Source organism: Phenylobacterium sp. (assembly GCF_022402485.1).
In the GTDB taxonomy this organism is placed as follows: Bacteria; Pseudomonadota; Alphaproteobacteria; order Caulobacterales; family Caulobacteraceae; genus Phenylobacterium.
The window spans coordinates 42,924-58,792 of sequence record NZ_JAKRSA010000029.1; the positions used below are offsets into that span (position 1 = coordinate 42,924).

The following is a 15,869-nucleotide window of genomic DNA, read 5'->3' on the forward strand; positions in this document are numbered from 1 at the left end:
CATTGTCCGTAACGCCGGATTCCCCTGTTCCGGACCGCGGTCTTGAGACCTTGCTGGCGGAAATCTCAGCCTGTCGGGCCTGCGCCGGCGACCTTGTGCCTGATCCCCGACCGGTGGTGCGGGTCAGCCCTGAGACACGACTGCTGATCTGTGGTCAGGCGCCGGGACGGTTGGTTCATGAGACCGGCCTGCCGTTCAACGATCCGTCCGGGGTGCGCCTGCGCCAATGGATGGGGATCGACCGGGAGACCTTCTATGGCCATCCCGCCATTGGCGTTGCTGCCATGGCGTTCTGCTTTCCCGGCACCAACCCCAAGGGCGGAGACTTTCCGCCGCCAGCTCGCTGCGCCCAGCTCTGGCGTCGGCAGCTCTTGGCGCAGTTGCCCAAGGTCGAGTTGACCCTTCTGGTGGGGTCCTATGCCCAGGCCTGGGCGCTGGGGGCAGGCCGAAAGGCCAACATGACCGAGACGGTGGCGGCCTGGTCTGAGTACGGGGCAGGCATCTTGCCCCTGCCGCACCCGTCCTGGCGCAACACCGCGTGGCTGAAGCGCAATCCCTGGTTCGAGGCTGAGGTGACGCCCTATCTTCGCCAAAGGGTGGAGGACATGCTGCGCTCATGACTCGCCTGACCGCTCTGATGTTCGCCCTGATGCTGGGGGCCTGTACCCCGCTCATGACCCAGACAGCGGGCCAACCGCCCTTGGGCTTCGAAGGTCCGCGGCTGAGTGGGGATCAGTTCATCAGCTATGACGGCGCGCGCCTGGGGCTAACCCGCTGGGACGCAAACGATGGCGCGCCGGGCACCGTGGTGGTCGCTGTGCATGGCATGAACGACTATGCCAACGCCTTCCATCTGGCCGCGCCATATTGGGCCGCGCACGGGGTGAGCACCTACGCCTATGACCAGCGGGGCTTTGGCCGCTCCCCCAACCGCGGCGTCTGGCCTGACGAGACCGTCCTGCAGGAAGACCTGCGGACCCTTGTGGCCCTGGTCAGGGCCCGCCATCCCCATGCCGAGGTGGTCGTCATGGGCGAGAGCATGGGCGGGGCGGTGGCCATCCGCGCCTTCGCCTCTCAGCGGCCACCCGACGCCCATCGGCTGGTCTTGCTGGCGCCGGCGGTCTGGGGCTGGTCGACCCAGCCCTTGCCCTACAAGACTGCCCTTTGGTTTGCCGCCCATGTTACCGGTCCCAAGGTCTATACGCCCCCCAGCTGGGTCACGGACCGGGTCAGACCCACCGACAATCTCGCCGAGCTGCGCGCCATGGGAGCTGATCCCCTGATGATCTGGGGCGCGCGGTCCGACACGCTCTTTGGGCTGGTGGACCTGATGGAGAACGCCTGGCGCGACATCGCCAGGCTGCAGGTTCCAGTGCTCTATCTCTACGGCCAGAACGACGAGATCATCCCAGAGCGTCCCGCCCTGCAGGCTGCGGCACGCCTCAAGCCCTCAGACCGGACGGCCTACTATGCGAAGGGATGGCATCTTCTGACCCGGGACCTTCAAGGAGAGGTGGTGATGGCCGATATTCTGGCCGTCCTCACCGATCCGCAGGCGCCGCTGCCGTCTGGGACGCCACCGATTCCCACCGCACCCGGGGGTGACGAGGTGTCGCCTGTGCCTGCGCAGGCAACGGCGGGTTTGTCACGGTGAGCCGGGCAGGCTAGAGCCGCCTGTGCCGGTTTCCACCACAACGATCCGTTGAGCGCATGACCCTGTTCGATTCCCCTGACTTCGATGGCCACGAGGCCGTTCATGCCTTCTCCGACAAGGCCACTGGACTGCGCTGCATCATCGCGGTCCATTCCACGGCCAGGGGGCCTTCGGCGGGCGGATGCCGCATGTGGCCGTTTGCGTCTTCGGCGGACGCCCTGCAGGACGCCCTGCGGCTGTCGCGGGCCATGTCCTACAAGAACGCCATGGCCGACCTCGACCTTGGCGGCGGCAAGGCGGTGATCATCGGTGACTCCCGCACCCAGAAGTCACCAGCCCTGTTCGAGGCTTTTGGCCGGGCCGTGGAGGCCGTGGGCGGCGCCTACTGGACCGCCGAAGATGTGGGGGTCTCTCCGTCTGATCTGATGCACGCCCGGGGGTATACCCGGTTCGTGGCCGGTCTGGAGGGCCATGCGGCGGCGTCAGGCGATCCAAGCCCGGTCACGGCGGAGGGCGTTTTCCGCGGGATCAGCCTGTGTGTCCGTCGGACCCTGGACCGGGACCTTTCAGGGGTCACTGTCGCCATTCAGGGGGTTGGCCATGTGGGTGCCTATCTGGCCCAGAAGCTCAGCGCTGCGGGCGCGCGGCTGGTGATCACCGACGTCAACCGTGAGGCTCTGGCCCAGGTGGCGGCCGCGACCGGCGCGAAGGTTGTGGCACCTGACGAGATCTTTGACGTGGCCGCCGATGTCTTCGCCCCCTGTGCCCTGGGCGGGTCGATCAGCACCGAAACCCTGCCGCGGCTGCGGGCGCGCATCATTGCTGGCGGCGCCAATAATCAGCTGACCGATCCGGTGATTGGCCAGACCCTGTTCGACCTCGGCCTGCTCTATGCGCCGGACTATGTGATCAATGGGGGCGGCATCATCAATGTCGCGGGCGAGATCCGCGCCCTGGACGCCGGGGAGGCCTTTGATCCCGCCTGGGTGGAGGGCAAGCTGTCACGGCTGATGCAGACCCTCGAGGCGGTTCTCGACCGCTCCTTGGCTGAGCGCCGCCCGACCCACGAGATCGCCGGCGAGATGGCCCGCGAGCGGATCGCCCGCGGCCGCGCTGTCACGCTGGCCTAAGGGGCCGCGCGGGGTCGAGGATCAAAGGCTGGGCCTCAGAGTGAGGCCATCCTGTCCTTTCGCGGCTCGCGGACCATGAACACCAGCATCAGCAGGCCCGCCACCAGGAAGGCGATCGAGGTGGCGAACACACTCTCATAGCCAAGGGTGGCGGCCATCAGACCGCCCACCAGGGGGCCACCCGACGCCATGACCCCCGACGCGGTGGAGGACAGTGCAATCCGCATGGGCATGTCGTCCCGGTTCCCGAACTCCAGGATCATGGTCTGGGCGCTCATCATGTAGCCCGACTGCGAGGCCCCAAGGCCGCAGAAGGCCAGGACGACGGCCCACACATCGTGGACGTTCATGAGTAGCACCGTCGAGGCAATCCAGATCACCAGGGAGCTGATCAACACCACCCGGAACCCGGTCTTGTCCCCCAGATACCCCCAGACGAGGTTGGCCAGGGTATCGGCACCCAGGAAGGCCAGGGTGAGCAGGCCGATATTGGCACCGGTCAGCTCCATCGTCGTGCTGACATAGAGGATGTAGAACGGCGTCGCCATCCGCCCGGTGACGGCCAGCATCTGCACGATAAGGAAGAACATGTAGCCCCGGTCCTGGGAGACTAGGCGCGGGAAGTCCTTGAGCCGCTCAAAGAATGGCGTCTGGGCCCGGGTGGTGGGGGGTTCGGGCTCGATCATCAGCGCCTGCAGGGCCCATAGGCCTGCTGTGGTCAGGATGGTGGCGAACAGGAAGGTGGTGGCGTAGCCGTTGCCCAGCATGTTGCCTTCGATGAAGTACTTGCCGGCCACCCAGGCCAGCACGGCGGCAATGACCCCGCCAGTGGCGTTACGCCAGGCCTGCAGCCGGCCCCGCCGGCTGATGGGGATCACCTTGGCCATGAGCAGGGAGAACACGACCCCCTGGGTGCCCATGAACAGGCCAAACATGAACATGAAGGACAGGATGGCGACCACCAGGGGTTGGCCCGACAGAAACCAGCCGGCGAGCGCCATGCCGAGTATCTGAACCCGTGCGAGCCCGCCCATCCAGACCGCCGCCGGCATGACCCGTTTGCGGTGTTCGATCTGGGTCGCCCCAAAGATCGGAGACAGCATGCCCCCCACCTGCTGCAGGGCCAGGCCGAGGCCAACGATGAAGCTGGAGCCAGAGATCAGATAGAGATAGGCCGGCAAAAAGGTCGGGGCGTTGACCAGCCGAAAGCCGGTCATGCCCAGCATGCCGTGGAGGTAGTGGGCGATATAGTTGCGCTTCAAATGGGTCCAGACGAACTTCTCGTACTCGACCTCGCGCTCGGCCAGGCTTTTCCCGTCCTGGTCAATATCCGTCACCGCCGCCTCAGGGGCCGGCGTTTCCTCGTTGGTCTTTTCCAATAGCGTCCCAGCCGCGCGGGGGTCGCAAAGGGTCGCGCGGCGGCTCCCCAAAACTATGATCTGCTAAAACAATGACTCCGTCCTATCAGAGTCCGCCGCCCTGCAAAGCGGATTCCTCGCCCGCGACAAAACCGGCGGTTCGAGGGGCGGGCCGACGATCCGTGCGGTCTCATTCGAGCGCACGGATATCGGCCTGATGGGTCAGGGGGCGGGCAGCGACACGTCCCATGGCCAGCCCACGGGTGAGGGAGGGACCTCAGGGCGTGTCGCTTTGGGCAAAACAGCAGAAACGGCGCACCGTTCGGGGGGAGGACCCGGCCGTTGCGCCGTTACGCCATGGCTCAGCTGCAAGCCCGACGACCTTCTGAGGGGGGAGGGTCAGCCGACGGGCCTTGGCGCGTTTGAGCCCTAGTTCGCCGAGTAGGGCAGCGAGGAGTGGTGCAGGACGATGCGCAGGGTGCCCTTGTCGTCCCGATGGTAGCCCCAGGTCTTGTCGACCACGGTGACGGCGCCCTTGCTGTCGGTGATCCGCACATTGCCCATGGAGATGGCGGTGTCGCCATAGATCAGGATGCCGGCGTTTTCGATCTCGTATGAGCGCCAGCCCTTGAGGGCAAAGCCGGTGTCGCCGGGATACTTGGCGTCGCCGCCGACGAAGTAGGCCAGAGCGCCCTCGCGGGTGGTGCGGAAGGTGGTGGGGGGCGCCGCCAGGGTCGGCTTGAACAGGACCGGGCCGAGATTGTAGCCGTAAGCCCCGTCGATCACCGCTTCAGCGACCGCCTTGGCGGCTGCTGCGCCCTTGGTGTCATACTCGGTGGCGATCTGGACCAGGGCCTTACCCCAGGCGTTCTGGGCGGCGATGACGTCGGCCTCGGTGATCTTCTGCTCGGCGGCCTGAGCGGCGGCGGGAGCGGTCTTCGCCATGGCAGGCGCGCCCACGGCCAGGATGGCGGCGCCGGCGGCGGCAGAGATCATGAGTTGGCGCATGAGAGTCATGGTGTTCCCTTTTGATGGTGAGCCATGCCCGTCCAGGCGGTCTGGCTTGCGTCACCTAATTGGGCTCAAGGCGGCGCGTCGGCGACGGCCGTTCGGCGGGTCGGGCGGCCTAGGCCATTTGGCTTATGCCGTGGCCGTCGGGCGCATTAGATTGCGGGTCGAAACCACCTTAGCTTGGACGTTCCATGCAAACCGACAGCGTCTCGGCCCTGCGCGACCTCTACCGGGCCTCCGAGGCTCGGGCGGCGCGTCTGCGCCTGCTGATGGAGGCTGGCCGTGATCTCGCTCAGGCGGATGCGGCGAGCCTGGAGTCGACCTTGGCGCAGAGCGCCCGACGCGCAGCCCTGTTTGCCGGCTGCCAGGAAGGCGTCGTAATCCTGGGGGAGGCTGAAGAGGGCCTGCCGCTGATCGCTCCGGGTCCGGAGAACCGGCGCGTGGGCGTCTTGCGTCTGACCGGTGACAGCGCCGCCGCCGACCAGGTGGATCCAGAGGACCGGGGCGCCCTGACCTTGCTGGCCCAGTTGATCGCGGCGGCTATTGACCGGGTGGCCCAGGATCAGGCTCGTGAGGACCTCCTGCACATGTTGCGAGAGCGGGAGCGCCGGCTGGAACATGTGGTGGGGCGGCTGTTCTCCGCTCAGGAGGAAGAACGCCGTCGGGTGTCCCATGACCTGCATGACGGGGTAGCCCAGACGGCGACGGCCCTGTTCCGTCGCCTGGAGGCCGGGCGAGCTGACGGCACCCCTGATCCGGCGTCTGCGGAGCTCGCGGCTATCGCAAAGTCCCTGGTGCAGGAGTTGCGGCGGGTCATCGGGGGCTTGCGGCCCACGGCCCTGGATGATCTTGGCCTGTGCGCGGCGGTATCGGCCATGGCCGAAACCCTTCGGCGGGACGGCTACGAAGTCAGCTTCACCATGGAGGGTCCTGAGCGCTGGCCCCCGGTGATGGAGACCGCCTTTTTCCGGGTGGCGCAGGAGGCCTTCGCCAATATCCGCAAGCATGCCGGTGGGCCCTGTCTCGTGGATGTCCGGCTCTTGGGGAATCTGGAGCGTCAGCATTGGGAGCTTTTGGTGAGCGATCGGGGCGGTGGCCCGGCCCGCGATGGTCCCCTTGAGGCCGAACGCTCTCCTCGGGAGGGTGAGCATATCGGCCTGGCCGTCATGCGCGAGCGTATGGCCGCCATCGGCGGACGGTTGGAGCTTTCGGGGCGGCGGCGCGGCGGCTTCGAGGTGCGCGCGATTGCCGTCCTGGGCGCCCAATGACCCCGCCGGCCAGACTGCTTATCGTCGACGATCATCCCCTAGCTCGGGAGGGACTAAGATCGATCCTGACCACGGCGGGCTTTGAGATTGTCGCTGAAGCCCATGACGGCTTGCAGGCCTTGGAGCTTGCCAAGGCTCTCACTCCCGACCTGATCCTCATGGATATCCGTCTAGGGGTTGGAATGGACGGCCTGGAGACGGCGTCGGCCCTGCGGGCCCAGGGTGTGACGGCTAAGATCATGATGCTCACCCTGCATGATGATCCGGAATATGTGCGGGCCGCCCTGGCAGCGGGTGCGACAGGATATGTCCTGAAAGATGCGGGCCTGCAGGAGTTGAGCGACGCTGTCGCGCAGGTGCTGAAGGGCCAGGTGGCCATCCCCGTGAGTCTGCTATCGAGCCTCGCCACGCGCCCTTCAAGTCAGCCCCGCGATATGGCTGCCATGGAGCGGCTGACTGACCGGGAGCGAGAGGTCCTCGACCTGATCGCCGAGGGCATGACCAACAAGGCCATCGCGCGCACGCTTCAGATCAGCCCCTCGACGGTGAAGGCCCATGTGGAGCGGGTGATCTCCAAGCTGGGGGTCGCCGACCGCACCCAGGCCGCCGTTATGGTCGCCCGACGGAGAGACCTGTGAGCCTGACCGCCTGGATGCGACCTCTGCGGCTACCCTTTGCCATGACCCGCGCCTGGGCCAACCAGCCTCTGGCGATCAAGGGTCTGGTGGTGGTCGCCCTGCCCCTGGCAGTCCTGATCGGGGCGCTGAGCTCGCTCTATCTGGCCAGTCAGGCCGAGGCTCAGGCCGAGGATGATGTGCGTCTGGCCTTCGCCATTCAGCGGGACATTTATCAGGTTCACGCCCTGCTGGCCGAGGCCGCCAGCGGGGTGCGCGGCTATCTGCTCACCGAGCAGGAGCGGTTCCTGACCCCCTACTACAAGGCCGAGGCGGAGCTGCCCAACACCCTGACCCGTCTCGATGAGAGCATTGTCGACGCAGAGGTGCGGGCCCGTTTCAACAAGGTGATGGCGCTGACGGGCCGCAAACGGGACGGCCTCTCGGGTCTGCTTGAGATTGCCGATGCTGCGGGATCCTCGGCGGAGGATCAAAGAGCCATTATCGCCGCCCTGGAAGCCAACAAGCTGGTCCTGGACGACCTGCGGACGGAAATCGACCAGATCCAGGTCCTGGAGACCGCCCTCTTGGAGTCCCGCCGGGCGCGGGTCGATGAGGTGCGGCAGGGCTACCTCGCCCTTACGGCCATCAGCGCCGCAGTGGGTCTGCTGGGCAGCCTGGCGGCGGTCTATCTGTTTTCTACTGGCATCGTGCGGCGGGTCCAGATGCTGGAGGCCAATGCCGAGCGCCTGGCGCAGGGTGAGCCCCTTGAACCGCTGCCTGAGGATCGGGACGAGGTGGGTCGGCTGGCCATCCGCTTGGAGCGGGCCAGCGCCCTGCTGCGGGCCCGTGAGCAGGCCCTGCGGGACGGGGAGGAGCGCTTCCGTCTGGTGGTCGAAGGGGTGCAGGACTATGGCATTTTCGCCCTCGACCCCCAGGGGCATGTGGCCAGCTGGAACGCCGGGGCCGAGCGGATCAAGGGGTGGCGGGCCGAGGAGGTGATGGGGGAGCACTTCTCGCAGTTCTATCCTGAAGAGACCCGGAGCTTCCTGCCTCAGGCCATCCTGGAGCGGGCGTCCCTAGTGGGGGCCGCCGAGGATGAGGGCTGGCGTCTGCGCAAGGATGGGGCCCGGTTCTGGGCCAATGTGGTGGTCACCGCCCTGTTCAATGAGGCGGGAGAACTACGGGGCTTCGCCAAGGTCACCCGCGACATGACCGAGCGAAAGCGGTCTGAAGAAGCCCTGCGTGTGGCCCGCGAAGAGGCCATCGCCGCCAGCCTCGCCAAGAGCGAGTTCCTGTCTCGCACCAGCCATGAGCTGCGGACCCCCATGAGCGCGATCCTGGGGTTTGCCCAGGTGCTTGAGCTTGACCAGGGGGACCTGGCCGAGCGGCACCGGATCGCCATCGACCAGATCCTCAAGTCAGGCCGTCATCTCCTGTCGCTGATCGATGACCTGCTGGATATCTCGAGCATCGAGGCCGGCGGGGCCGAGATCAATGGCGAGGAGATCAATCTCGTCGAACTGGTGCGAGAGGCCGACCAGCTGGCCGCCGCAATCTTTGCGCCGACCGCCTTGGCCTTCGAGGTCGACCTTCCTGATGAGGCCGTGAACGTGATCGGGGACCGCCGGCGCATCAATCAGGTGCTGCTGAACATTCTCTCCAATGCGGCGAAGTACAATCGGGAGGGCAAGATCGTGCGGCTGACCTGTACGGTCGCCGGCCCTACAGCCCGGATCGAGGTCATGGATGATGGCCCCGGGATCGCCCAGGCCGATGTCCCTCGCCTGTTTACACCTTTCGACCGCCTCGGCCTGCAGCGGGTCAAGGGTCTGGAGGGGACCGGTCTGGGGCTTGCGCTCTCCAAGCGGCTGATCGAGTCCATGGGCGGAGAGATCGGTTTCCGCAATCGCACGGTGCCCGATCGCGGGGCGGTGTTCTGGTTCACCCTGCCGCTGGCCCCCCGCAGTCATGTTTGAGGCCCCGCCAGAAGTTTCCCCCATGAATGAACCGCGCGACATCATCACGGCCGATGACCTTCGCTCCCGTCGAATCCTGATCATCGACGATGAGGAGGCCAACGTCCTGCTGTTGAAGACCCTGCTGGAGCGGGAGGGCTATAGCGACCTGCTTTGTCATACCAATCCCGGCGAGGCGCTCGAGGCCTTCGTCCAGCACGAACCCCATCTGGTGCTGCTGGACCTGATGATGCCTGACATTGACGGCTATCAGCTGCTGGAGGCCTTCCGGCGCCAGACGAGGCCGGGCGCCTTCCGGCCGGTTCTGGTGCTCACCGCTGATACCAATATCGGTGCCCGGCGCCGCGCCCTGGCGCTGGGGGCCAAGGACTTCGTCTCCAAGCCCTTCGACATCGTTGAGGTCGCCCTGCGGATCGCCAATCTGCTGGAGACCCAGATCCTCTACGAACGCCTGATGAGCCGGCCTTAGAGCGCCTTCCGAAAAGTCGGCGTTGGTTATCGGAGGTAAATGCGCTCTGACTCTGGGAGGAGTTTTCTTGGGGCAGGGTCTCAACTCACCCCTTGGATGACTTTCTCAGGAGGGGCTCGCCGACGGGCAGGCCTAGACCCGGTCCAAGGCGCGAAAGATGGCTGGGGCCTGGACTGTGATGGAGTCCCCCGGTCGAACTTCACCGCCGCGCTCTACGATCCCCATGATCCCGGCCTTCCGGATGAGCTGGCCGTCCGCCCCCCGGCCGAGGCAGGCGGCCATCAGACCTGGGCGGAAGTGATCGAGCTGGATGCAGGGATTGCGCAGGCCGGTGACTTCGATGATGCAGTTCTGGCCCAGATGCAGCCGGGTCCCCGTCGAAAGTCCGATCAGGTCGAGGCCACGGGTGGTGATATTCTCGCCCAGGTCCCCAGGCGCCACATTGAAGCCCGCGCCATTCAGTTCGTCATGTAGCTCGCCGGCCATGAGATGGACCTGGCGCAGGTTTGGCTGGGTAGGGTCGCGGGCGACGCGGGAGCGATGCTGAACAGTGGTACCGGCGTGGCCATCGCCCTCAACGCCGTGACCGGCGACCAGCATAATGGCCTCCTGCAGGGACTTGGAAAAACTGTGCCCCGATCGGCACGCCACATGGGTGACGCGAGGCCCCCCCGTCACGCCTCGAACCCAGCCTCAGCGAAGTCCAGCATCCGCGCCAGCAGACCGTCGGCATCCTGCTCCCGGGTCAGGCCATCGGACAGGTGGTGCAGGCGATCGAACTCGGCGAAGCGGTTGTTGTGCACCATGCCCAGGCAGAAATGCAGCCGCCAGTAGACATCTTCCAGGGCAAGCTCAGGTCGTGCGGCGATCAGCGCGTCGGCGAACCGGCGCAGGTGCGAGACGTCATTCTGCAGCACGTCGCGCATCTGGGCGGTGCCTTCGCTGCGGGCGCGAATGATGAACTGCACCGAGATGCGCCGATCACCGGCGGGATCAGCCCATTTCAGGGGCGGCGCAAACAGGGCCTCGAGGATTTCCCGCACCGGCGGGGTGCCTCCGTGGCGGCCATTGGCCTCGTGCAGCATACGGGCGCGTTCGCGGTTCAACTCGGCGGTACGCCGGCGGAAGATCTCGAACAGCAGGCCGTCTTTGGAGCCGAAATGATAGTTCACTGAGGCGAGGTTGACCCCGGCCTCAGCGGTGATGTCGCGCACCGAAACGTTTTGAAAGCCTTGCAGGGCGAACAACCGCTCGGCCGCACAGAAGACCGCCGCCTTGGTAGCGGCTTCCTGCATGTCGGCCTCAGGCTGGGCTGGCGATGGGGATAGGGGATCGGTCATGCGATTCTCAAACGTCCGCCGTCCAGCCTATCAGCCGCAGACGGATGGCGCCGCAAGGAATCCCAGTCGGACCCTAGCGCGCCAACTCGCGCATGGCCTTGTCCAGGCCCTCCAGGGTCAGGGGATACATGCGGTCGTTGACCAGCTGTTTCATCACCTCAACCGAGGGGGTATGCGCCCAGTGTCGCTCGGCTGTGGGGTTCAGCCAGACCATGTGCTCATAAATCTGGGCGACCCGGTCGATCCAGACTGCGCCGGCCTCTTCATTCCAGTGTTCCACAGAGCCACCAGGATAGGTGATCTCATAGGGGCTCATGGTGGCGTCACCGACGAATATCACCTTGTAATCACTGGAGAACTTGTGAAGCACATCATAGGTGTTGAGCTTCTCGGCATGGCGGCGCCGGTTGTCCTTCCACACGGTCTCGTAGAGGCAGTTGTGGAAGTAGTAGAACTCCATGTTCTTGAACTCTGAGCGCGCCGCGGAGAACAGCTCCTCACAGATCTTGATGTGGCTATCCATCGAGCCGCCCACGTCGAAGAAGATGAGCACGCTCACCTTATTGCGGCGCTCGGGCCGCATGTGGATGTCGAGATAGCCCTTTTCCGCCGTGCCGCGGATGGTGCCCGACATGTCCAGTTCTTCGGTGGCGCCGTCCCGGACCCACTTACGAAGGCGCCGCAGGGCGACCTTGATGTTACGGGTGCCGAGTTCGACAGAGTCGTCGAGGTTCTTGTACTCGCGTTTGTCCCAGACTTTGATCGCCTTGCCGTGACGACCCTTGTCCTGGCCGATGCGAATGCCTTCGGGATGATAGCCGTTGGCGCCAAAGGGCGAGGTGCCCCCGGTGCCGATCATCTTGTTGCCGCCCTCGTGGCGCTCCTTCTGCTCCTTCATGCGCTCGGCGAGCGCTTCCATGAGCTTGTCGAAGCCGCCCATGGCCTCGATCTGCGCCTTTTCCTCCTCGGTGAGGAATTTCTCGCTGATTTTCTCCAGCCACTCGGCGGGGATGTCGGCCGTGCCGACCCCATCCACCTTTTCCAGACCCTTGAAGACGTGGCCAAAGACCTGGTCGAACCGGTCGATATTCTTCTCATCTTTCACGAGGGCTGCCCGTGACAGGTAGTAGAAATCCTCGACCGACCGGTCGATGACCATCTTGTCGAGCCCCTCCATGAGCATGAGGTACTCCTTCAAGGACACAGGGACCTTGGCTTGGCGGAGTTCAGTGAAAAATTGCATGAACATGGGTAGGCCTTCCCAAACAGCGGGACGAACAGACGTTTGATTTCAGAGGATGGGGCGACGCCGCCCCGATGTCCAGCGTCAGGACGGCTAAATTGGCCGACTTGGCGTGCCGAGCTGGCGTCAATGTCGCCCCACCCTGACTTGCCGCCTTGCCGCCCGGTGCATAGTCAAGTGTTGGAAGCGGGCGCAGGCTCGCCGCGGGCTAGGCCTCGCGGTTGAAGTCCCGGGCCGCCTTGGTCATGGCGTTGACCATCTCCCGTTCAGCGGTCGTCAAGAGCGGATTCCAGACATCGAAGATCAGGACCGTGCGGGGCAGGTCACCGTCATTGCGGGCCTCATGCTCGATCGTGTCGTCAAAGATAAGGACCTCGCCCTCTGTCCAGCCGCGCCGTTCATACCCCACGCGATAGGTACAGTCGGGGGGCACGATCAGCGGAAGGTGCACCACGAGCCTGGCGTTGGTCTCCCCGTGGTGGGGCGGGATATGGGTGTGGGGTGCCAGGACCGAGAACATGGCGTTAGGGCATAGGCCGCCAATCTCCGCCATCTCCACAGCGTCCAAGGCTTCTGCCGTTCGCGGGCATTTGGCCAGGTTCTCGGTGACCCGCTCACCCCCGCGCCAGAGCCCGTAGGTGCTCCATCGATCTGAGTGATTGAGGTCCACCCACTGGTTAACCGGCTCACCAGGATTGTAGGTGATGTAGGGCGAGAAGCCGTCCTGGGCGGTCTGCTGGACCGCCAGGAGTTCCTCGCGGATCGCCGAGGTTGCCGCCTCCAGGTCTGCGACCCAGGCAAAGTCCGCCCGATCAAAAAACGGGATCGCGGGCAGTCGGGGGACCGTCAGCTGATTGGATTCGGACCTGTAGGGCTGAATACGACCCGTCATGATCGCGGCGGATTCGGCCCAGCGTCCTTGGGCAGCGACCTCAAGAGCGTCCCGCGGACCAGCCAGGACGGAATCGAGATAGCTGGCGAAGGCTTCGGTGTGAGCGTTCACGCAGGCTCGGGCGTGCGTCAGCTGGGCGCGCAGGGGCTCTGGCCAATGGGACTCCGGCGGGGCGACCTTCAGGACGTCCCGATAGACGTTTGCGGCGCTTCGTGTCCGACCCTGGCGCTCCAGGAACGCGGCCTTGCTGAGCAAGCCGGGCAGGAAATAGGGGTCAATGGCCAGGCAGGCATTGATGGTCTGCCACTCCTGAGCGGCATCACCCCGCTCCCGCCAGACCACGCTGGTGGTCATCAGGACCAAGGGGTCATTGGGCGCGGCGAGGTGGGCGGCGCGCAGGGTTTCGATGGCACCGGCGAAGTCACCCCGCTGGAAAGCGTGGACCCCGAGGCTGTAAAGGGCCTGAGGATGTTGCGGTGCCAAGGTAAGCACCTGACCCCAGAGATGTTCAGCTTCCTGCCAACGTCCACCGCGTGCAGCCTGCCCAGCGGCTTGGGCGAGCGCGTTAACCTGATCGTTCATTCATGACCCCACCGACGGTGTTGAGGCTACACCAACACAGATTGGCCGGACATCGTTCTTTGGGCACCGAGCGGGCGAAATCGCCGGGCGGCAACGCCCCTTGAACGGGGCAGAGATCTTCTGAGCCGCTGGTTCGGACCATAGCCGGGGTCAGGGTGCCGGACTTGGTCGTCCTAGGCTTCCATCGCGCGGAGTTTACGCCAGACCGTCATGCGAGATACGCCGAGGCGACGGGCGATCTCCACTGGGCCGACACCGGCCTGCTGAAGTGCGCGGATGTCTTCGGTGGCCGGTGCGTTGCGTCGCTTGCGTCCGGCCCATGTCGGCTCTACCGCCGCGACGGCCTTCAGGGCGGCCCGCAGGGCGCGACCCCCTTCGCCGTCGGTGCTCAGGTCGGGCTCGACCACAAACAGGCTGGCACCTCGCGCTTCCAAGCCATCGATGACCCGCAGGACATCGCGGGTGGAGTGGCCAAGATGATCCAGGCGCGTAACCACGAGCTGGTCACCTTCGCCGATAAAGTCGAGGATCGAATAGAGGACGGCGGTCTCGCCGCCGCCGGGTGCCGCCGGCTCTTCCGCGCGGACCACATGGCAGCCCATCTGCTTCAAGGTCGCGGTATCCTCTGACGACCTCTCGTCACGCAGGCGAACATAGCCAATCCTCAGCATCCCACAGACGCCCTTCCGCACAGAAATGCAGCCGCCTTAATGCCCAGAAGCCATGCCGCCCGTCAAAGCAGCTGGTGTTAAATTCTGGCAATAATCCACCAAGGCGCCGGGAAAGACGCCCATGGGCGAGGCATGTGACGAGCAAATGTGCCAGGGTGATTAGAAAATCTATCCCAGCCGGCGGAAAATGAACTCCCGGTCGATGGTCTGGCCGACCGCGAAGCCATACTCGCCCACTGGAACAAACCCATATCGGCGGTAGAACCGCTGCGCCCCGTGGTTGTCAGACCACACCCCAAGCCACACATCCTGCGGTCCATCCCGGTCGAGCCAAGCCAGCACGGTTTCGAACAGCCGGGCCCCCAGACCCTGAGCCTGGGCAGTCCGACGAAGATAGAGCCGCTTCAGCTCCACCGACCTTGGGCCGACCTCCGGATGGGGCAGGTCACAGGGGCCGGCCAGGGCATGCCCCACGGCGACGCCATTCTGCTCCATCAGCCAGGCGGCGCGATCGGGGTCTGCGAGGGCGGCGCGGAGATAGTCGGCTCCATAGGCTGCGTGCAGGAACACCTCGAGGTCCTGCGGCGGATAAAGATGGCCGAAGGTCTCGGAGAATGTGGTTCGGCCCAGTTGGGCCAGGGTCTCCAGGTCACCGGCGACCGCGCGGCGAATGATCACGTCTTGCATTCCAAAGGCTCGAGGGTCGGTTAAAGTCGTCGGATGATCGGCCTCTACACCCATGAGGACATGCTCGACCACCGCCCGGGGGCGACTCACCCGGAGCGGCCAGAGCGTCTGGCCGCCGTCATTGAGGCCCTGGAGGCTGAGGACGCTCTGGAATTCGAGCCCCAGGACGCCCCTCTGGTGACAGAGGCCGACCTGTTGCGGGTCCATGACGCCGCTTATGTGAACCAGATTTTCGCCGCAGCCCCCAAGGGCGGTCTCATCCGCCTGGATGCGGACACAGTGATGTCGCCGGGCTCTTTGCTGGCGGCGCGCCGGGCCGCAGGCGCCGTGGCTGCTGCTGTGCGCGATGTGGCCTCAGGCCGGTTCCAGCGCGCCTTTTGCGCGGTGCGGCCACCGGGCCACCATGCGGAGCCCGGGTCAGCCATGGGGTTCTGCATTTTCTCCAATGTCGCCATCGGGGCCCATGTGGCGCAGGCTGCAGGTCTGCCGCGGGTCGCGGTGGTGGACTTTGATGTCCACCATGGCAATGGCACCCAGGCCGCCTTGGCGGGACGTCCGGGTCTCCTGTTCGCGTCTGTGCAGCAATGGCCGCAGTGGCCAGGTACAGGTCATCCGGACGAGACTGTGGCTGACAACGTGGTGAACGCCATCTCCCCGGCCGGTGGTGGAGTTGAAGGCTGGCGGCAGGCCTTTTCCAGTCTGATGAGCCAGGTGGCCGCGTTTCGCCCCGACCTGATCCTGATCTCCGCAGGCTTTGACGCCCATCGCCTTGACCCCCTGGGGGGTGGCCCTGGCGGACAGCAGCTGGGGGCTGAGGACTATGGCTGGGCCACTGAGCAGATCGTCGCCGTCGCCGAGGCTACTGCGCGGGGCCGGGTTGTGTCGGCGCTCGAGGGCGGATACGACCTTGAGGCTCTGGGCCGGTCGGCGGTTGCGCACGTCCTGGCCCTGCAACGCGGATGAGGGTGAGC

16 protein-coding genes are annotated in these 15,869 nt (G+C 65.4%); 8 read left to right on the forward strand and 8 right to left on the reverse strand.

Annotation, left to right across the window (positions count from 1 at the left end; translation table 11 throughout):
- Positions 1–2: 2 nt before the first annotated feature.
- From MH112_RS12265 to MH112_RS12275, 3 genes are read left to right on the forward strand one after another with little or no spacing between them, the layout of a single operon-like run.
- Complete coding sequence (locus MH112_RS12265) at positions 3–620, forward strand: uracil-DNA glycosylase family protein (RefSeq protein ID WP_296568169.1); 618 nt, start codon at positions 3–5, stop codon at positions 618–620.
- Complete coding sequence (locus tag MH112_RS12270) at positions 617–1,654, forward strand: alpha/beta hydrolase (RefSeq protein ID WP_296568170.1); 1,038 nt, start codon at positions 617–619, stop codon at positions 1,652–1,654. Before MH112_RS12265 ends, MH112_RS12270 begins: the two co-directional genes overlap by 4 nt.
- Positions 1,655–1,710: 56 nt before the next feature.
- Entirely contained in the window at positions 1,711–2,784 is a 1,074-nt protein-coding gene (locus MH112_RS12275) for a Glu/Leu/Phe/Val dehydrogenase (RefSeq protein ID WP_296568172.1), read from the forward strand.
- Positions 2,785–2,819: 35 nt separating this feature from the next.
- On the opposite strand, the gene MH112_RS12280 is transcribed toward MH112_RS12275, so the two are convergent.
- Positions 2,820–4,163 carry an MFS transporter gene (locus MH112_RS12280; protein WP_296568175.1) on the reverse strand — a complete coding sequence of 448 codons (1,344 nt, stop codon included), beginning with the start codon at positions 4,161–4,163 and terminating at the stop codon, positions 2,820–2,822.
- A 408-nt stretch (positions 4,164–4,571) separates the two neighbouring features.
- Positions 4,572–5,159, reverse strand: coding sequence for a phosphoribosyl-AMP cyclohydrolase (locus MH112_RS12285; protein ID WP_365787170.1), 588 nt, complete (start codon positions 5,157–5,159; stop codon positions 4,572–4,574).
- A 185-nt stretch (positions 5,160–5,344) separates the two neighbouring features.
- On the opposite strand from MH112_RS12285, the gene MH112_RS12290 reads away from it, so the two are divergent.
- Genes MH112_RS12290 through MH112_RS12305 form a run of 4 tightly spaced genes read left to right on the forward strand, consistent with a single transcriptional unit; the run spans position 5,345 to position 9,483 of the window.
- Positions 5,345–6,421 (forward strand): histidine kinase, encoded by a 1,077-nt coding sequence (locus MH112_RS12290; protein ID WP_296568176.1) that lies wholly within the window; start codon positions 5,345–5,347, stop codon positions 6,419–6,421.
- Complete coding sequence (locus MH112_RS12295) at positions 6,418–7,059, forward strand: response regulator transcription factor (protein ID WP_296568179.1); 642 nt, start codon at positions 6,418–6,420, stop codon at positions 7,057–7,059. The genes MH112_RS12290 and MH112_RS12295 overlap by 4 nt, the downstream gene beginning before the upstream one ends.
- On the forward strand, positions 7,056–9,014 hold the full coding sequence (locus tag MH112_RS12300) for an ATP-binding protein (RefSeq protein ID WP_296568181.1): 1,959 nt from the start codon (positions 7,056–7,058) through the stop codon (positions 9,012–9,014). The genes MH112_RS12295 and MH112_RS12300 overlap by 4 nt, the downstream gene beginning before the upstream one ends.
- Positions 9,015–9,036: 22 nt before the next feature.
- Positions 9,037–9,483 carry a response regulator gene (locus tag MH112_RS12305; RefSeq protein ID WP_296568183.1) on the forward strand — a complete coding sequence of 149 codons (447 nt, stop codon included), beginning with the start codon at positions 9,037–9,039 and terminating at the stop codon, positions 9,481–9,483.
- Positions 9,484–9,615: 132 nt separating this feature from the next.
- Here the strand turns inward: MH112_RS12305 and MH112_RS12310 are convergent, their stop codons facing one another.
- From MH112_RS12310 to MH112_RS12335, 6 genes are all read right to left on the reverse strand, one after another.
- Positions 9,616–10,083 carry an MOSC domain-containing protein gene (locus tag MH112_RS12310; RefSeq protein WP_296568185.1) on the reverse strand — a complete coding sequence of 156 codons (468 nt, stop codon included), beginning with the start codon at positions 10,081–10,083 and terminating at the stop codon, positions 9,616–9,618.
- A gap of 74 nt (positions 10,084–10,157) precedes the next feature.
- Positions 10,158–10,823 carry a TetR family transcriptional regulator gene (locus MH112_RS12315; protein ID WP_296568187.1) on the reverse strand — a complete coding sequence of 222 codons (666 nt, stop codon included), beginning with the start codon at positions 10,821–10,823 and terminating at the stop codon, positions 10,158–10,160.
- Positions 10,824–10,896: 73 nt separating this feature from the next.
- Entirely contained in the window at positions 10,897–12,072 is a 1,176-nt protein-coding gene (locus MH112_RS12320) for a VWA domain-containing protein (protein WP_296568189.1), read from the reverse strand.
- 202 nt (positions 12,073–12,274) lie between these two features.
- A complete protein-coding gene (locus MH112_RS12325; protein WP_296568190.1) occupies positions 12,275–13,540 on the reverse strand; it encodes an aspartyl/asparaginyl beta-hydroxylase domain-containing protein in 1,266 nt (421 codons plus the stop codon).
- Between the two features lie 173 nt (positions 13,541–13,713).
- Positions 13,714–14,211, reverse strand: coding sequence for a recombinase family protein (locus MH112_RS12330; protein ID WP_296568192.1), 498 nt, complete (start codon positions 14,209–14,211; stop codon positions 13,714–13,716).
- Positions 14,212–14,379: 168 nt separating this feature from the next.
- Complete coding sequence (locus MH112_RS12335) at positions 14,380–14,898, reverse strand: GNAT family N-acetyltransferase (protein ID WP_296568194.1); 519 nt, start codon at positions 14,896–14,898, stop codon at positions 14,380–14,382.
- A gap of 33 nt (positions 14,899–14,931) precedes the next feature.
- Between MH112_RS12335 and MH112_RS12340 the strand changes: the two genes are divergently transcribed.
- Positions 14,932–15,861 (forward strand): histone deacetylase family protein, encoded by a 930-nt coding sequence (locus tag MH112_RS12340; protein WP_296568197.1) that lies wholly within the window; start codon positions 14,932–14,934, stop codon positions 15,859–15,861.
- Positions 15,862–15,869 lie beyond the last annotated feature (8 nt).